The organism is Streptomyces atroolivaceus (assembly GCF_000717025.1).
Classification (GTDB): Bacteria; Actinomycetota; Actinomycetes; order Streptomycetales; family Streptomycetaceae; genus Streptomyces; species Streptomyces atroolivaceus.
Map to the genome: position 1 here is coordinate 1 of NZ_JNXG01000023.1, position 15,916 is coordinate 15,916.

General features: G+C 69.4%; 15 protein-coding genes and 1 pseudogene. 10 read left to right on the plus strand and 6 right to left on the minus strand.

The features are described 5' to 3' along the window. Positions 1–105: 105 nt before the first annotated feature. Positions 106–534, plus strand: a pseudogene (locus OO67_RS32855) (DUF5753 domain-containing protein); the annotation flags it as partial. A 244-nt stretch (positions 535–778) separates the two neighbouring features. Here the strand turns inward: OO67_RS32855 and OO67_RS32860 are convergent. Further along, positions 779–1,594: an SAM-dependent methyltransferase gene (locus tag OO67_RS32860; protein WP_033305477.1), complete on the minus strand. Its 816-nt coding sequence runs from the start codon at positions 1,592–1,594 to the stop codon at positions 779–781. 397 nt (positions 1,595–1,991) lie between these two features. On the opposite strand from OO67_RS32860, the gene hemC reads away from it, so the two are divergent. From hemC to OO67_RS37365, 6 genes are all read left to right on the plus strand, one after another. Beyond that, positions 1,992–2,927 carry a hydroxymethylbilane synthase gene (gene hemC, locus OO67_RS32865; RefSeq protein WP_033305478.1) on the plus strand — a complete coding sequence of 312 codons (936 nt, stop codon included), beginning with the start codon at positions 1,992–1,994 and terminating at the stop codon, positions 2,925–2,927. Positions 2,928–3,314: 387 nt separating this feature from the next. After that, on the plus strand, positions 3,315–3,758 hold the full coding sequence (locus OO67_RS32870; RefSeq protein ID WP_033305479.1) for an SRPBCC family protein: 444 nt from the start codon (positions 3,315–3,317) through the stop codon (positions 3,756–3,758). A 68-nt stretch (positions 3,759–3,826) separates the two neighbouring features. Next, positions 3,827–4,213 (plus strand): VOC family protein, encoded by a 387-nt coding sequence (locus OO67_RS32875; protein WP_033305480.1) that lies wholly within the window; start codon positions 3,827–3,829, stop codon positions 4,211–4,213. Positions 4,214–4,679: 466 nt separating this feature from the next. Beyond that, entirely contained in the window at positions 4,680–5,777 is a 1,098-nt protein-coding gene (locus OO67_RS32880) for a DNA polymerase III subunit beta family protein (protein ID WP_033305481.1), read from the plus strand. After that, positions 5,774–6,283: a hypothetical protein gene (locus OO67_RS32885; RefSeq protein WP_033305482.1), complete on the plus strand. Its 510-nt coding sequence runs from the start codon at positions 5,774–5,776 to the stop codon at positions 6,281–6,283. Before OO67_RS32880 ends, OO67_RS32885 begins: the two co-directional genes overlap by 4 nt. 50 nt (positions 6,284–6,333) lie before the next feature. Next, positions 6,334–6,750: a thiol-disulfide oxidoreductase DCC family protein gene (locus OO67_RS37365; RefSeq protein ID WP_078598428.1), complete on the plus strand. Its 417-nt coding sequence runs from the start codon at positions 6,334–6,336 to the stop codon at positions 6,748–6,750. 246 nt (positions 6,751–6,996) lie between these two features. Here OO67_RS37365 and OO67_RS32890 read toward each other — a convergent pair whose 3' ends face one another. Further along, positions 6,997–7,545: a tellurite resistance TerB family protein gene (locus OO67_RS32890; RefSeq protein ID WP_033305483.1), complete on the minus strand. Its 549-nt coding sequence runs from the start codon at positions 7,543–7,545 to the stop codon at positions 6,997–6,999. A gap of 234 nt (positions 7,546–7,779) precedes the next feature. Between OO67_RS32890 and OO67_RS32895 the strand changes: the two genes are divergently transcribed. The 3 genes from OO67_RS32895 (at position 7,780) to OO67_RS32905 (ending at position 10,297) form a co-directional block, all read left to right on the plus strand. After that, a complete protein-coding gene (locus OO67_RS32895; protein ID WP_033305484.1) occupies positions 7,780–8,559 on the plus strand; it encodes an MBL fold metallo-hydrolase in 780 nt (259 codons plus the stop codon). A gap of 215 nt (positions 8,560–8,774) precedes the next feature. Beyond that, positions 8,775–9,224: a hypothetical protein gene (locus OO67_RS32900; RefSeq protein ID WP_033305485.1), complete on the plus strand. Its 450-nt coding sequence runs from the start codon at positions 8,775–8,777 to the stop codon at positions 9,222–9,224. A 407-nt stretch (positions 9,225–9,631) separates the two neighbouring features. Beyond that, on the plus strand, positions 9,632–10,297 hold the full coding sequence (locus tag OO67_RS32905; RefSeq protein ID WP_033305486.1) for a maleylpyruvate isomerase family mycothiol-dependent enzyme: 666 nt from the start codon (positions 9,632–9,634) through the stop codon (positions 10,295–10,297). 220 nt (positions 10,298–10,517) lie between these two features. Here OO67_RS32905 and OO67_RS32910 read toward each other — a convergent pair whose 3' ends face one another. The 4 genes from OO67_RS32910 to thpR all read right to left on the minus strand — a co-directional run bounded on the left by OO67_RS32910 (position 10,518) and on the right by thpR (position 15,877). After that, entirely contained in the window at positions 10,518–11,285 is a 768-nt protein-coding gene (locus tag OO67_RS32910) for a nucleotidyltransferase domain-containing protein (RefSeq protein WP_078598430.1), read from the minus strand. Positions 11,286–11,431: 146 nt separating this feature from the next. Further along, complete coding sequence (locus tag OO67_RS32915) at positions 11,432–12,994, minus strand: mucoidy inhibitor MuiA family protein (protein ID WP_033305487.1); 1,563 nt, start codon at positions 12,992–12,994, stop codon at positions 11,432–11,434. A gap of 8 nt (positions 12,995–13,002) precedes the next feature. Next, positions 13,003–15,042, minus strand: a complete 2,040-nt coding sequence (locus OO67_RS32920) for a DUF4139 domain-containing protein (protein ID WP_051710107.1) — start codon at positions 15,040–15,042, stop codon at positions 13,003–13,005. A gap of 238 nt (positions 15,043–15,280) precedes the next feature. Then, positions 15,281–15,877: an RNA 2',3'-cyclic phosphodiesterase gene (thpR, locus tag OO67_RS32925; RefSeq protein ID WP_033305532.1), complete on the minus strand. Its 597-nt coding sequence runs from the start codon at positions 15,875–15,877 to the stop codon at positions 15,281–15,283. Positions 15,878–15,916 lie beyond the last annotated feature (39 nt).

Consider the following 15,916-nt stretch of genomic DNA (forward strand, 5'->3'; position numbering starts at 1 on the left):
GCCACCCGCTACGAGAAACGCGCCTACATCTACCTCGGTACCGTCACGCTCGCAGCACTCGTCATCTGGCTCAGAACATGATCCGAGAAACAGTGCCTAAGGCTCAGGCGGCAGCAGTTGCTGCAGCGACGGGATGCCCCGAAGCTCTGGGTGCTGCTGGACGAGGCGGTGCTGATGCGGCCGACGGGCGGCGCCCGGGTGATGCGTGAGCAACTCGCCCATCTGCTGGAGATGACGGAGTTGCCGCACGTGATCGTGCAGGTGGCCCCCTTCGCGGTGACCGCCCACACGTCTCCCGGCAACGGCATCACGTATCTGCGGTTCGCGATGGACGGGCTCCCCGATGTCGCGTACATCGAGCACCTGACCAACGCCACCTCCGTGAACAAGCAGGAGAGCACGGACGAGTACCGGTGGATCCTGGACTCGCTCAGCGCTCAGTCGCCGAGCCCGGCCGAGAGCAGGGACCTGTTGAGGCAGGCGCTCAAGCGCTACAGCGTGGGCAACCGGCTCTCCGACGGCTCCGCTGTGTGACCTCGGCATCGGTCCGCTCCCGCGCCGAAGACGCCGGCGGGCGACGGCCCCAGGTTGCGCCCGCTGCCGGACCGGTTGTTCGGCCGATCAGAGCCTCGTTGATCTGCCGGGTGGGTCTGTGCGGCGACCTGTGGATCGAGGAGCCCGAAGCCGGAATCCCGAGGCCGGATCCTCGTCCCACGGGGCTGCTCCGGCTACCCGGGCGCCGGCCCGGACACCACCGTCCCGCCGGTCGTACGACCCGTCACCACTTGCGGCCGACACCGCCGTACTCGATCCACTCCCGGGTCGCCTGCTTCGGCGCCAGATCCGAATCCGGCCGCCACGTCGACACCTCCACCAGGCCCGGCTCCAGGACGTCCAGGCCTTCCAGGAACTCGTGCACGTCCTCCTGCCGCCGCACGCGTCCCCACCGGTTGCCGGTGCTTTTCGCCATGAACTCCGTGACGAAGTCGCGGGTTGCCGCGTCCTCACTCACGAGCTGACAGACCACCAGGAAGCTTCCCGGGGCGAGACGGGCAGCCACCCGGCGAACCAGGCCCGCGGGGTCGTCCTCGTCCGGAACGCAGTGCAGCACGGACACGAACAGGGCGGCCACCGGCTCGTCGAAGTCGATGAGCCGGGTCACCTCAGGATGGCCGAAAATGCCCTCGGTGTCCCGCATGTCCGCCTGGATGACCGCGGTCCTGTCGTTCTCCTCGAGTATGGCTTTGCCGTGCGCCAGGACGATGGGGTCGTTGTCTATGTAGACGATCCGCGCATCGGGGTCCACGAGTTGGGCGACCTGATGGACGTTGTCCTGCGTCGGCAAGCCGGATCCGTGATCGATGAACTGGCGGATCCCGTACTCGGACGCCAAGTGGTGCACGACGCGTCGTAGGAACCTCCGGTTGTTCACCGCGAGCACCTTGGTGCTCGGCACACGCTCCAGGAGCTGCTCACACGCCACCCGGTCGGCGGGGTAGTTGTCCTTACCACCCAGGTAGTAGTCGTACATCCGCGCGACGCTCGGCACGTTCACATCGATGTTCGTCGGAATGGAGGTCTCCCCGTTGCTCATCCAGCGCCTCGCGGTTCAAAGAGAGTGAAGTCGGTGTCCGTGGAGGTCATGCTAGGGACCTCGCGGGGCGGCTGACAGCCCTCGGGCGAGTGAGGCGCGGCCACAGGGAAGTGAATCAGCCAAGCATGGACGAGGGAGTGACACCCTTGTCGCCGGGTCCGCTCCGGCCAGAGCGGCCGTTTCCCGCCACGGTGCGGCAACCCTGCCTGATGGAGGGCCTGTAGCCGTGCGGCAGTGGTTTCGTGGAACCTGTGCGACGGTGCACGAAACCTCAATTCCGGCGCGGCCGGAATTCGACGGCGTGCATTTCCGTGGTCTTCTCGGAACGGGTCCGACAGCACGGGCCTGGACGCGTCGGACGGTAGCCGCTCGAGCGTGGAGGTCTATCGTGGGGGCCATGTCCGTCCCTGAGCTGATCCGCATCGTCTCGCGCGACTCACCCATGGCCCTGGCCCAGGTCGAGCGTGTCAGGGCCGAACTCGCGGCCCTCCATCCCGACACGGTCACCGAAGTCGTCCCGGTCAGAACCACAGGCGACAAATGGATGGGAGATCTCTCCAAGGTCGAAGGCAAGGGGGCCTTCACCAAGGAGGTCGACGCCGCCCTCCTCGCGGGGGCGGCGGACCTGGCCGTCCACTGCGTCAAGGACATCCCCGCCGACCGTCCGCTGCCCGCAGGCACGACGTTTGCCGCGTTCCTCGAGCGCGACGACATCCGCGATGCCCTCGTCCACCCGGGCGGACTCACGCTCGACCAGCTGCCTGACGGCGCACGCGTCGGTACCTCGTCCGTTCGCCGGACCGCGCAGCTTGCGGCTTCCCACCCCCATTTGAACTGCATCCCCTTCCGTGGCAACGCCAACCGGCGACTGGCGAAGCTCGCTGCCGGAGAAGCCGACGCGCTCCTCCTGGCCGCCGCGGGCCTTCATCGCATCGGCCGGTCCGACGTGATCAGCGACATCCTCTCCCCGGAGACGATGTGCCCCCCGATCGGCGCGGGCGTCCTCGCTTTGCAGTGCCGCGAGGACGACACGGCGACCATCGACGCCGTGAGCGTGCTCAATCACCCGGGGACCTACCGGGAGATCACGGCTGAGCGCATGTTCCTCCACGTACTTCAGGGTCACTGCAACTCCCCGATCGCCGGGTACGCCAAAGCCCAACGCAACGGAGATCTCTCTCTGCGTGCCTGCGTGTTCACCCCCGACGGCAAGACCGTCCTCAACGCGCACGAATGGGCAGGTCCGCTCGATCCCGCCACCCTCGGCACCTCCGTGGCCGTGACCCTGTTGCGGCAGGGCGCCCGCGAGCTGATCGACAGCATCGCACACTGAGAAGGGGAGGGGCGGAGGATCCGCGCTGCCCGAAGACCGATCCGGCCTGGGCGGCAGCAGGCCCTGGTGGGTCTGTGAGTGGCGGTGCAGATGTTCCGAGCGCCCGCAGACCGGCGGGATCCACGTCCGCCGGGTTGCGGGCTCAGGCTCCGGACCGGGTGGGCAAGGCCGAGGAATTTTCCAAGGCAGGGACGGGGCCTCCGTCTCCGGTCGCATCGGCGGCGGTCAGGTGCCTGCTCCGGCTCGCCGACGACCGAGGACACCCGATTGCACGCCGGAAGCCTCCGCCCGGCTGCCGAGCGGCCATGGAGCACCGATCCTGGAGACAGCGCCCCTCCAGGGTGCGCCACGCCGCGCGCAACGCCCGTCGTACCTGAGGAGACCTCCATGGCCCAGTTCGAGGCGACGGTCGACATCGACCGTCCTGTCGCTGAGGTGTTCGCCTTCCTCGCGGACGGCGAGAACGACAGGAAGTTCAGCCCACGCGTCCAGAAGATCTCCAAGAGCCCGGCCGGTCCGACAGCAGTGGGCACCGTGTTCCGCAGCACGGTGAAGGACGCGGGCATGACGACACGGCGCGCGTTCCGGATCAGTGAACTCGTGGCCCCTACGCGCATCCGCTGGAACGAACTGTCGGCCAACCTCGTGACGGCCCGGGAAGGCGGTTACGACCTCGAGGCCCTAGGGCATGATCGAACAAGAGTACGGATCTTCAATGATCTGGAGGGCCACCGCCTGGGCAAGCTCCTTGTCGGGCTCGCTGTTGCTGCCGCCCGTAAGGACGCGCCGGCCTTCGGGCACCGGATCAAGGCTGCGGTGGAAGCCGCCTGACCCGCGCGCCTGACCTGCGGCGCGAAGGGTGCCGGCTCCCTCGCACCGGTCGGCGTAGGGTCGGCACCATGGTGCACGTACTGAGCAGCAGGGTGTTGCTGAGGCCCGCCGACCCGGAGGTCTCCCGCGACTTCTACGGGCGGACCCTCGGACTGTCCGTCTACAGGGAGTTCGGCACCGGCCCCGACCGCGGAACGGTGTACTTCCTCGGCGGAGGCTTCCTCGAGGTCTCAGGGAGAGCGGACGTACCACCGACCGGCACACTGCAGATCTGGATGCAGGTCGCCGACTGTGCGGCGGCACACGAGGAGGTTTCGGCCCGTGGAGCAGCCGTCCTGCGCCCGCCGCTCCAGGAGCCCTGGGGTCTGATCGAGATGTGGATCGCCGACCCGGACGGCCACCGCATCGTGCTCACCGAGGTGCCGGCCGGCCACCCCCTCCGATACCGCCCCTGAGCCTCCGGGAAGGCGATCAAGGGAGAGCGACGAGTGCGACGCGAGCCCTGCGCGACGAGCGGGACCTGGTGTTCCGCTCCGGAGGGCATCTGCGGACGGAGGGCTTAGGTACTCCGGCGGATATCGGGGCGTCAGGTCCAGCAGGCCGGAAACGGCCCAGCAGTGGCGTGGCGGACGGGAACCTGAGGGCTCAGGCGTAGCCGTGTGAGCCCGTCCTCGCCGACGGGTCCGCTGCCGGACTTGGCGCTTTCCGCCGCGCGGACAGGTGGGACCTGCTCGACTTCCCGGAGGGCGAGGTCGCTGCTTCCGTGACGTCCGGGAGCAGGGATGGCCGGCCGTCGGTCTCGTCGTCCGTTGCCGTTCGTCCAGGGAGGAGGGCGGGAGTGCGACGGTTGTGCGGACCCGGGGGAGGGGCGCTGCCTTTCGCAGTTGACCTTCGAGTTGGTTGAAGCCCGATGATGGCGACGTGCCAAACAGTGAACTGATGCCGATCGGCGTCTTTGCCCGACGCAGTGGTCTGACCTCCAGCGCGTTGAGGTTCTACGCCGACTCCGGGCTGCTTCCCGCCGCGGTGGTCGACCCGGTCACGGGCTACCGCTACTACAGCCCTGCCCAGGTCCCGAGGGCCACCCAGCTTCGCAGGCTCCGTGAGATCGCCATGCCCCTTACGACGGTCGAAACGCTCCTCGCCGCCGAATCCGACGAGGCGTCCCGGCTGCTCGACGAGCACGTGACAAGGACCGTCGAGGAGGCAAAGGCGGCGCAGCGGACAGCCGCCGTGATCGAGTCCTCGCTCGCCGGTGTGCCCAGCCTGCCGATCGCGGTGCTGAGGGGGCCCGTGCTTGCGGATGCGGTGGAACAGGTCCTGACCGCGACGGTACGTGAGACGGGGATGCCGGTACTCGCAGCCCTGTTCCTCGAGGTCAGTCAGGAAGCGGTCACCCTCACCGCGACGGACCGCTACCGGCTGGCGACTCGAACTCTGGCGCCGGTCGAACCACCGCTGCACACGTGGGCCGCCGCGGTCGACGGCGATGAACTGCGTACCGCCTCCGCCGCGATCCGCCGAAGTGGGACGGTACGGATCGAGGCGACCGCTCGAGGCATCCGGCTACGTCTGGCAGACCGGGAAGACCAGCACTGCCGGTTGATCGCCGACGAGGCATTCCCCGACTACCGACTGGTGCTCGCGTCACTGGGCGAAGCCACCACCCGAGTAAGGGTCTCGAAGGCCCTGCTTCTGCGATCCCTGGAGGAACTCCCCGGTGAGCGGGTCGCCTTGCGGGTCACTGACGGGGCGGTCACCCATCTGTGGGCAGGTGACGGACACTCTGGAACCCGGCTCCCGGCCGCCGTGACGGGGCTGGCCTTCCGGATCTGGTTCGAACTGACCACGCTCTATCCCGCGGTGAGCACTGCCATCGGTCCCGACGTGCTGCTCGACCTGAGGGGATATGACCAGCCCGTCACCGTCCGTTCTGCCGACCGTGGCGATCTCACCACCCTGATCATGCCCATCAGACCGGATCACCTCGAGCAGGACGACAAGGAGAACTCCGCATGACCGCTACTTCCCCCGGCCCGGACCCGACCATGGAAGCCATCGGCCGAGCCGTCACCAAGGGGCGAGCCGGGGACGTCGTTGTCGCCCGCCAAGACCTGTTGGGCCGCTGGTCCGTCATCGGCGTCACGGGCGACCCGCTGCACCGCTGTGCCCTGGCGCACTACTTGGCAGATCTCCAGGAAGACCCTGTCGAGGCCCTGGCCTGGGACATTCGCGCCCTGGATGCTGCCGACGCTGTGACCGAACAGCGGGTCCGGGAACACCACGCCGACCTCCACATCGCCGGCTTCTATCCGTCCCTGCACCTCAATCTCGCTGACAACTACCGGCGCCTCGCATCCTTCGAAGCCGCCGCCGAGCACATCGAGGCTGCCGAAGCACACCTTCCCGACCTTTCCGAGGACGCTTACGGAAAGCTCATTCGCGGTGCCATCCGGGAGGTCGCGGAGGCCATCGCCGCGCGGGACACCACGAAACGGCCTTCCGCACCCGGTCACACCGCATGACGCAGCGGCGCCGCCGACGTGGCGGTCCCTCCTTGCGGCATGATGAGGTCATGCGGACGCGACCTGTACTCATCTACGACGGAGACTGTGCTTTCTGCACCTCCTCAGTGACGTTTGCCGAGCGGCACATCCGGCCACGCTGCGAGGTCACCCCATGGCAGTTCGCGGATCTGAACTCCCTCGGCACGACCCGAGAGCGAGCTGAACACGAACTGCTGTGGATCACGCCGGCCGGCGTGACGCACGGTGGCGCGCAGGCCGTCGCAAAGCTGCTGCTGAACGCGGGAAGACGCTGGGCTGTCCTCGGAGCGCTGCTCAGCCTGCCTCCCCTGCGCTGGATCGCTCACGGGGTCTACCGGCTCGTGGCGAACAATCGCGAAAGGATGCCAGGTGGTACGCCCGCCTGCGCGCTTCCTGCGGACGGCCGGCCGCGCACCCAGGCATCTTCGCCGCCCACCGCACACTGAGTGCCGGGCCGGGACCGACACAGGCAGCGGTGCGTCCGGTCGGCCGGGCAGAAGCGGCACGGGGTGACCGCTCGCGTTTCCCAGGTGACACCTGCTGGTGCAGCCGCGAACCATCCCGCTGATCGCTCGGGGGCGTTCGAAGTCGTTCACCGGCACGTCCACAGGTGCCGGGCACCTACCTCACACGGACGCTTACGGCGCAGGTTGCCGGCCGCCCTGTGTGGGGTGGCCGGCAACCTGTTCGGTTCAGAGCTGGAATTCCGCGGGGGACAGTCCCAGCGCCGTGCACGCTTCACGGAGAACCATGTGCTCGGCCTGGGAGAAGTTGCCGTCCGCACCGGCGATGACGATGCCGGTCTGCAGCACGGCCCTCGCCTCCGTCGGCTTCTTGGCGGCCTTGGCGATCTCCTGCATCACCTCGGCCTTGCCCTGCTGGAAGTTGAAACTCAGCTGGTCCACGTGCTTGTTGAAACGCGTGCGCAACTGCTCCGGCGGGAAGTTCTGCAGGACCTCGTTGCCGAGGATCATCGACTCCACGTGCTGGCGCTCGGCAGGGTCCACCTGTCCGTCCGCAGCTGCGACGAGTGCGCACATCGCCATGCTCGCGTCCCGGTAGGCGCCGCTCTTCAGCTCCGTCTTGAGGGAGGCGAGCTGTGTCTTCAGCGTGCCGACCAGCTGCGCGCGCGAGCCACCGCCGGATCCCTGTCCGCCGCTGTGTCCGGCTGCCGGCCCCCGTGCTCCTTGGGACTGCTGGAGAGTTTTGGCCTGATCCTTGAGCCGGTCCCACACTGCCATTGAGGTCACCTCGGTCTTCGTCTTGGTTGTCGGTCGCGAGCCCGTGCGCTCACCCAGCCAACGGCCGGTAACGGGTAAAGGTTCCGCAAAGTGCCGGTGTTTTATGGTCGGACCGCTTCTGGCGACGTAGCCCTCCCGTCGTCCTTCGGGCCGACGCCGGCGAACGGGCCGGGGCGCATCCCGCGGGAAGTGCGCCCGGTGTTCCCTTGATGATCAAGGTTCTGGACTTCGGCCATGCCCAGCGATCCTCTCCAGCTCACCGTTCTGGGGTCGGCGACGCCCTATGCCGACGTCGGCAACCCGTGTTCCGGCTACCTCGTCTCCGGTGACGGCACCCGGATCTGGATGGATGCGGGCAGTGGAACGCTGGCTCAGCTGCAGCGACATCTACGTCTCGATGAGCTTGACGCGATCTGGATCTCACACCTGCACGCCGCCCACAGCGCGGACCTGCTCACGGCCTGCTACGCCGCGCTCTACGCGGACATCCAGCTCCCCGCGCCCATCCCGCTGTACGGCCCGCCCGGCACAGCTGACCGGCTGGCACACTTCCTCACCAACGGCTCGACCCGCAGCCCGGTGGAGTCCGCCTTTGCCTTCCATGAGCTGCACGACGGGCATCAGGTTCGCGTCGGCACGCTCAACCTCACCAGCCGAGCGGTGGCGCACGGCCTGCCTGCGTTCGCGGTGCGCATCGAGGCCGCGGCCGGATCGTTGGTGTACTCCGGGGACACCGCGCCGTGCGCGAGCCTGGTGGAGCTCTCCGAGGGATGCGACGCGCTGCTGTGTGAAGCGGAAAGTGCGCAAGCGCCTCTTGAGGAGGAGCAGGTGCACCACACGCCCGAGGATGCCGGGGAGACGGCCGCGGCGGCCCGGGTGCGCCGCTTGATCGTCACGCACGTCGGCCGTTCCCTCAGGCCACAGCAGGCGGTGGAACGTGCTTCGGCTCGGTTCGACGGCCCCGTCGACCACGCCTCTCCCGGGGCTGCCTTCCCGATAGGTGACGAGGGCTGACGGAGAGCGCCGGGCCCGCAGCGGAGCATCCCCGGGGGCCGGCACGGCTCCCGGCCGTGGACCCGGCACCCGTCCTCCACCTGCTGAGTCCCGGGAGGTCCACCTCCGCCGTACGACCGTTCCGTGCCTCTGTGTAAATGCGGTGCAACCTTCCGTGCCGTTCGCGGGTCACATCAAGTGGGAGTAAACCGCTCTCAGGGACATAAGGGGGAAATATGAGAATTGCTCGTAGTATCGCGGCTGTCGGGGCATTCGCCGCACTGGCGGTGGGCGGAACCACTGCGTTCGGTGCGACGGCCTCCGCCGCACCGAACGTCACACCGCAGGGAGTCTGTGGTAAGGCGTACAAGACCGTGAACTCCGTGCCTGTCGGCTCGCTGGGCACCGTCTACCTGACGTACAACTCGTCGAACGGCATGAACTGCGTCGCGACCATCCGCGCCAATCCGGGGTCGGCCAAGCCCATGTCCGCGTACATCTATGTCCCCGCAACCGATGAATGGGCCGGGGACGACGGGAACTTCACCTCGTACGCAGGGCCGGGCTACGTCTACGGCAAGGGCTACTGCGTGAGCTGGGGCGGCAGCATCAGCAACGTGTACGTGTCGGTGGAGAACTCCAACTGCGCCGCGCTGAAGGAGCAGCGGACCACAGAGATCCGCTGATCCCGTTCCATCGTCCGCCGCGTGGCCAGGGGCCGGCTTCACTCTCGTTCCGAATGGTGGAGCCGGCCTGTCCGTATGCGCGGTGGTGGGGCCCGGCAGGCACGTCTGCCGGGCCCTGGGTTCGTTTGCTGTCAGCAGCACCGCCTGTCTGCCGGCTCGGGCAGCAGTCGGCGAGCTCCGGGTTCATGAAGGGGCATGCGTAATGGCGTCAGGACCTGCTGCCGATTCGGCATGCCCACACTCTGATGCCTGGGAGGTCCCGGCTCGGTGCGCCGAGGAACGGTCACCTTGTTGGCGATGACTTTGCTCAAGTGAGAGAGTCTCTCCTTCGAACACTCTTCCGGACACACGCGCATTCCGGTCGAGGTGTAATGCAGAACACGGCTCGTGACAGGAGACTCGCCCTTATGACTGGTTCGGAACCGGCAGCAGATCGCAGCCCAGGGACCGAGGTCTGGCCACTGATCCATACGGAGCGAGCGGCACTGGCAGCCGATCTTGCAGATCTGTCTGACGATCAGTGGGCGACCCCGTCACTCTGCACCGGGTTGATGGTGCGTGAGGTGCTGGCGCACCTCACTGCGGGGGCGAGCCTCACTTCTGTGCGCTGGCTTGCGGGCGTGATCCGCTGCCGATTCGACTTCGACAAACAGGTAGCAATGCGGCTGGCCGAACAGCTCGGCGCGACCCCGGCCGAGACACTTGAGCGGTTCAGGCGTGTCGTCCCCAGCAGAACCAAGCCTCCCCTCCCTGCCGTGGCCATGCTTGGCGAGACGATCGTGCATGCAGAGGACATCCGGCGTCCGCTGGGCCTCCATCGCGACTACCCGACTGAGACCGTCACACGGGTGGCTGAGTACTACCAGGGGTCCGATCTGGTGGTCCTCGCCAAGGGACGCATCGGTGACCTGCAGCTCGTCGCAGATGACGGGCCGTTCAAGACCGGCGTCGGGGCACTCGTTTCCGGCAGTACCTTGGCCCTGACGATGGCCATGACCGGGCGCGCGGCGTATCTCGACGACCTGGAAGGCGGCGGTGTCGAGCTCCTCCGCGAGCGCTGCGGAACGGCGTGACCGTGAAGGCGGCCCACCGCTCGTGAGGGCGGCGGGCCGGCCGAGGTCGGCATACGGGAGTCAGCTGACTCTGAGGGGTTCTTCGGTGCGCTCCCGGGCCACGAGGCGTACGCGGTCGCACGCGCAGTCCCCTCGCGATCGAACATCGAGGTAGCACTCCGAGACGGCCCTCCAAGATCTGAGCCAGAAGCCACTCCTCGGGAACAAGGCCGGAGGGGAGTCAGCGGGAAGTGACGTAGCCTTCGCGGAGAGGCCCGCCTGCCAGGTTCAGGACGTCGAGGACCGAGGTCGACAGCGGTCCAGGGTCAGCCCGTCTTGCCAGTGCGAGGTGCCCGTCGAGCAGGCGTCGGCCGAGCTCGGGGTCCGCTGCACTCAGGCGCCTGGGAAGCCATTTGCCGGCGCCGTTCCACTTGCGGTGATGCGCCGTAAGCAAGTGCGCCGCCTCGCGCAGGGCCCGGTCAGCCACGGCCAGTTGTTCGTAGGGGTCGCTGTCGGGCCCGGTGTCCGTGAGGTCGTCCCACAGGTCTGTGAGCAGGGCTCGCTGGGCGTCCCGCTCGGGCTCGGTCAGGGGATCCGGACCCGCAGCCAGCAGGGCCTCCGCCTCTCGGTGCAGTGCCCCGACATGGCCGTGGGGGTCGTGGAGAACGACGGAATCGGCGAAGAGGAAAAGAGCCGTCGCCCTGCGCGTGGTGCGGCTCTCCTCGAAGGCCGTCCGCAGGTCCGCGCGGCTGTTGAGGAAGACCTCCGCCGGCCGGCCTTCGTACCGAAGCACTTCGCGACGTCTCCTGCCGTCGTCAGGGAGAAGGACGGTGATGTCGAGGTCACTGCTGGGCGTGGAACGCCCCCTCGCGGCTGAACCGCCGAGCACCGCCCCGGTCGCTTCCGGGTAGCGGGAGGAGACGAGTAGACAGGCCGTACGTACGTCCGTGGATGTCCGGTCGGGTTCGGACCCACGGTAGGGATCCGGCCGGCGGTTCGTGGCCGTCATCGTGTCAGGTGCGGGCCATGAGGACTTCGGCCTCGCGGCTTCACTGCCTCGCATACCGCCGCGTATCACGGTGACAGACGTGCTCAGCCGACATGCCTGCCTCCCGTCGTACGAGCGGCCCGCCCCTTTCGCGCCCGGGCCGAGGATCACAGCCCGGTGACCTTGGCACTCGCCGACACCTCGTAGACCAGGGTGACCGTGCGGTGTCCGTCGGGTGGGAGACACACGTCCCAGCGGGCGATGCCGTCGGAGTCGACCGAATCGGGCTCGGGGAAGCAGGCCTCCTTACGCAGACGGACCTCCACGGCCGAGACTTCGGAGACCGGGAGCCGCTCCCGAAGAGTGACCACCAGGTCACCCCGCTCTTCGGGGGGAGAGAAGCGGGACACGTGCAAGCGTATGGTGCGGGTGATCACGGTCCGCTGGGTGAGTCCGGCTGTGTCCCGCGTCTCTTCGGCATGCCGGACCACGCGGTAGTCGTCGCAACTCCCGAAGGCAAGTTCGACGGCGGCGCCGGGTGCGGTGAAGTCCAGCGTTCCGCGCCCGCTGAACCCGCTGTCACGGACCAGGTCCACGGGTCCGGCGAGCAGTGCGTGGCCGGCCAGGTTGTCGAACCGCACCACCTGGGTGACCAGGGGGGACAGCTCAGGTGAGCAGGCGTACTCACTGCGTGCGCCCGTGGCGAAGGAGGACAGCGGCACGCGGTGGGCACGGCCGTCACCGGGCACGGAGACCTGCGCCGGGGACCGCAGCACCCTTGCCTCGCCGCCGTCGTCCACCCCCGGCAGGCCGAGCACCGGGGAAGGGCCGAGAGTGCCGGTCTCCTCCTCGCGCAGTTCGACGCTCACGGTGCGGCGCTCCGCGACGGAGCGGTCCGTGAGCGTCAGCCGGTCCTCGCCGAACCGCGGCGGTTCGGTGGCGAGCGCCGAGCGGGCGGTCGACAACGTCAGCCGTACGTCCGACCAGTCCTCCCCGGTGCGCTGCCAGACCATGGCATCGGTCTCCAGCGTGAGGGACTCCCCCTCGAGCACCGCACGGTAGGCGGGCCGCCACAGCGCACACGGGGTGAGGTGGCTGAGGTGCAGCCCGACCGGACCGGCGGCCGCGGTCTCCACGGTCAGTTCGATGTGGCCGACGAGTTCGGCGGGCTCCTCCTCGGATACACCCACGGCCCGCTCGGCCTGCCCGAGCTCGTCGTCCAGGGCGGCCAAGCCTGCCTCCACAGCGCGCAGTCGCTCGCCGCACACGGCGCGCTCTTCGTCGGCCCGGTCGAGTTCGCGGCCCCAGCGGGGTCTGTCGGCCTCCCCGGCACCGGCGCCCTCACCGATCTCCCGAAGCAGATCACCGGCGAGTCGGCCGAGCAGGTCCCGACGGGCGTCCAGCCGCTCGCGCTGCTGTTCCAAGGCGCGTCGTTCGTGTGCGATGGCGTCCATCCGCCGGCGCAGGGCCGAGACGTCGTCGGCGTGCGTCAGCGCCCTCCGGGGTGTCCAACTGCGGGTGATCCGCACATCGAGGACGGTCGCCGGGTGGCGGGCGGACAGTTCGGCGTGGAGGGTCCGGTCGACGGCCAGCGCGCTGACCGGACCGAGACGCAGTCGCTGGACCCCTGCTTCCAGGTCGAGCACGGCGGCACGCTCCACATGGGCACGGTCCTCCAGGCAGGTCACGGCGGTGACGGGAAGGGCGATCGTCTTCTGGTTCGTGGTCATGGCGCTTGTCAACTCCTGCGGTTGCCGCCGGTGAGGGCCTTACCGGCCGGCACCCGGATCTCGTAGCCGCCGTCGAGCACGGCGGTGCCGCCGGCGGGCAGGTCCACCCGCCAGACGCGGGTGCCCGGGGCATGCCGATCGGGTCCGGGGCCGTCCTCGGGTGTTGTCCAGTCGGCCCGTTCCTCGATCCGGACGTCCTGCTCGGAGGTGACGGGCACCCGCTCGCGGACCTCGACGGTGACCTGCCCGGCGAGTCGGTTGGCCAGTTCCACGTGGACGCGGTGGTCGAGCACCGTCGTGTTGTTGCGCAACCCCGAGGTGGACTCGTGCAGGTTCGTACGACGGGTGACACGGATGCCCTCGGCCGGTCCGAGCCCGACCCGGCGGATGCCGCCGGGGGCGAGAGTGGGCAGCGCGGCGGTGAGCAGGAAGTCGTCGTCGACCGTCACTTCCACCGGGCCGGCCAGGAGAGCCTGGTCGGTGGCGTTGGAGAGCACCAAGGTCGCGTACGCGGTCTGTTCCACGGACGGTACACAGAGGTATTCCGTGTGCATGCCCACGGCGATCTCGCCGACGGTGACGGTGTGCCAGGTGCCGTCCGACGGGATGTCGGCACGGGCGGCGGCATCGAAGCGGTGATCGAAGGAGCCCGCCGACTCGCGGGGCCGAACACCGTACCCGGGCAACGCCAGGGCGGCCACCGATTCGGCACGGCGGCGGTACTCCGCCGCCACCGGGTCGAGGGGAGCGCCGGGGAACAGCCTGCCCCGGCGCCCGTCCCGCTCGCCGGGGCCGCACAGGACGAGGGCGGCGTAGTCGAGCTCGGCGCCGCTCGGCCGCGGCTGACCGGCCGTCGGCCGGAGAGGAGGCGACGCCGGCGGCGGGGCTCCGCCAGGGGCCATGGGGGCAGGAGACACGGAGGAACTGGGTGCGGGGCCCCGACTGGCACCCGTACGCGCCCGGGCAGGCGGCGCGGTCGCGGGGACCTGGCCTGCGAAGGGCTCGGGCGGGACACCGCCCGGCGCAGGGGGAGGCCCGCCGTAGCCCTGTGGCGCAGGCGGCGGCAGAACGGCCCTGGCCCCCGCGGCGGCGGGAGGCACGGTCGTGGCGGGCTGATGACCTGCCGCGTCGTACCCGGCGAACAGGTCGGCGAGACCTGCCGGAGGCTCGCGCCAGCCAGAAGGAGCGGAGCCGGGCTGACTGCGTCCGATCCGTACGGAACGGAGCCGGGGCAGGTCCGTGTCTCGTCGCAGGTCGGCCGTGGCAAGGCCTACGGACACGCCGGTCCAGTCCTCGCCTGTGCGCTGGGCGACGGAGGCACGCAGCACCAGACTGCCGCTGCTCCCGCCCTGGTGACAGGCCAGACGGTAGGTCGGCACCCAGATGGCGCCCGGCGTCTCGTACTCGAGTTCGATCTCCACTTCTGCGTCCGGGGCGTCGGCACCGGAGACGTCGACGGTCAGAACGGCCGAGACCGTGGTCTCCACGTGCGTGGACGGCGCGTCGGTGGAAGCGCGCGCAAGCTTGTCCACGGCGACGTCGCGCCTGTGCTCGGCGTCGAGCAGCGCTTCCTCCAGCTCGTCGAGGCGAGTGTGCAGCCAGGTCAGCCGCCCGTCCACGAACTCGGCGAGTTCCAGCCACGCGTCGACCGGGGTACGGCGATGCGCGTCCTCACGTCTGCGGGGCGGCGGAACAGGGCGCAGGGCCCTGACTTCTCCGATCAGGCTCAGCTGGTGGTCCCGGCGGCCCTTCGCCGCCGCGCACTCGTCGCGCAGCCGTTCGACCTCGCTCCGCAATCCTTCGGGCGTAGACGGACCCGGCGGCCCGGCCTCGACCTCCACGCGGGCCTCAGTGACGCGCACCCCCCGGGCGCCCTGCACGCGGGCCCGCAGCGACCCCGGGGCGAGAGAGCGGGGCAGGCCGACCACTCTCACCCGCCCGCCCGGGGGCACGCTGCCCCGGGCCAGGCGGCGGCAGAGCGCACCCCGCTCGTACACCACCACGGAATCGAGGGTGGACCCCCACCTCTGCACTGCCCCGGCCGTCATGTGTTCCGCCCCCCGTCGGTGCCGAGTTCAGATTATGCCCGGACCGCCCGGTGCTTCCGCGCCGAGTCCTGGAGTCGGGTCACCTCCGGTCCGAGGGCGGCGGAGACGCCACGGGGGTGCGGAACGGCCACCGAGCAGCCGGATCCGCACCCGCGTTCGGCGCCGCGATCCTCCGGATGTGGGGTGCGGCGAGGGTGACGCCGCCGGGTTCCGTCTCTGCCGACTCCGGGCTTTCCGTTCAGGACGCCGTGCGGTTCCCGCTGCCGAGGGCCCAGGCGTCGACGTCGCGGTAGTGGATCGGCCCGCGGCTGCGGCCGACGTTGCTGCCGACCAGGTGCAGTCGTTCGGCAGACCACCGGCAGCCGGTGAACTCGGCGAACCCCTCGGCGATCTCTGCGGCGGACGCGCGGTCTCCCCGGCGGGCACGGGCCAATGTCAGATGGGGGCGCAGGGGCCGGTCCTCGAAGGTGACGCCGCAGCTCCTGACCACCGCGCGCACGTCGGCGGCCAGGGTGTGCAGCTCGTCGAGGTCTCCGTCGATTCCGCTCCACAGCACCCGGTCGTCGAAGCTTCCGCTGCCGCGCAACGCCAGACAGGGTGGCCGGCGGCCCGCCGCGAGGACGGCGAGCGGCCGGAGCAGGAGCGGAACGATCTCGGTCGGCAGCTCCCCGAGGAACGCCAAGGTGATGTGCCAGTCCTCGATGCGGTTCCACCGCACGTGGGGGTGCGTGTCATAGGCGGGGCGCAGCTCCCGGGCCAGTTCTTCCTTCGCGTGGTCGGGCGGTGCCAGGGCGATGAACACGCGAACGGTCGCGGGCTGAGTCTGTTCGTTCACACCGGACTTCGTACCGCATTCCGGAGCGGGACTGACGAC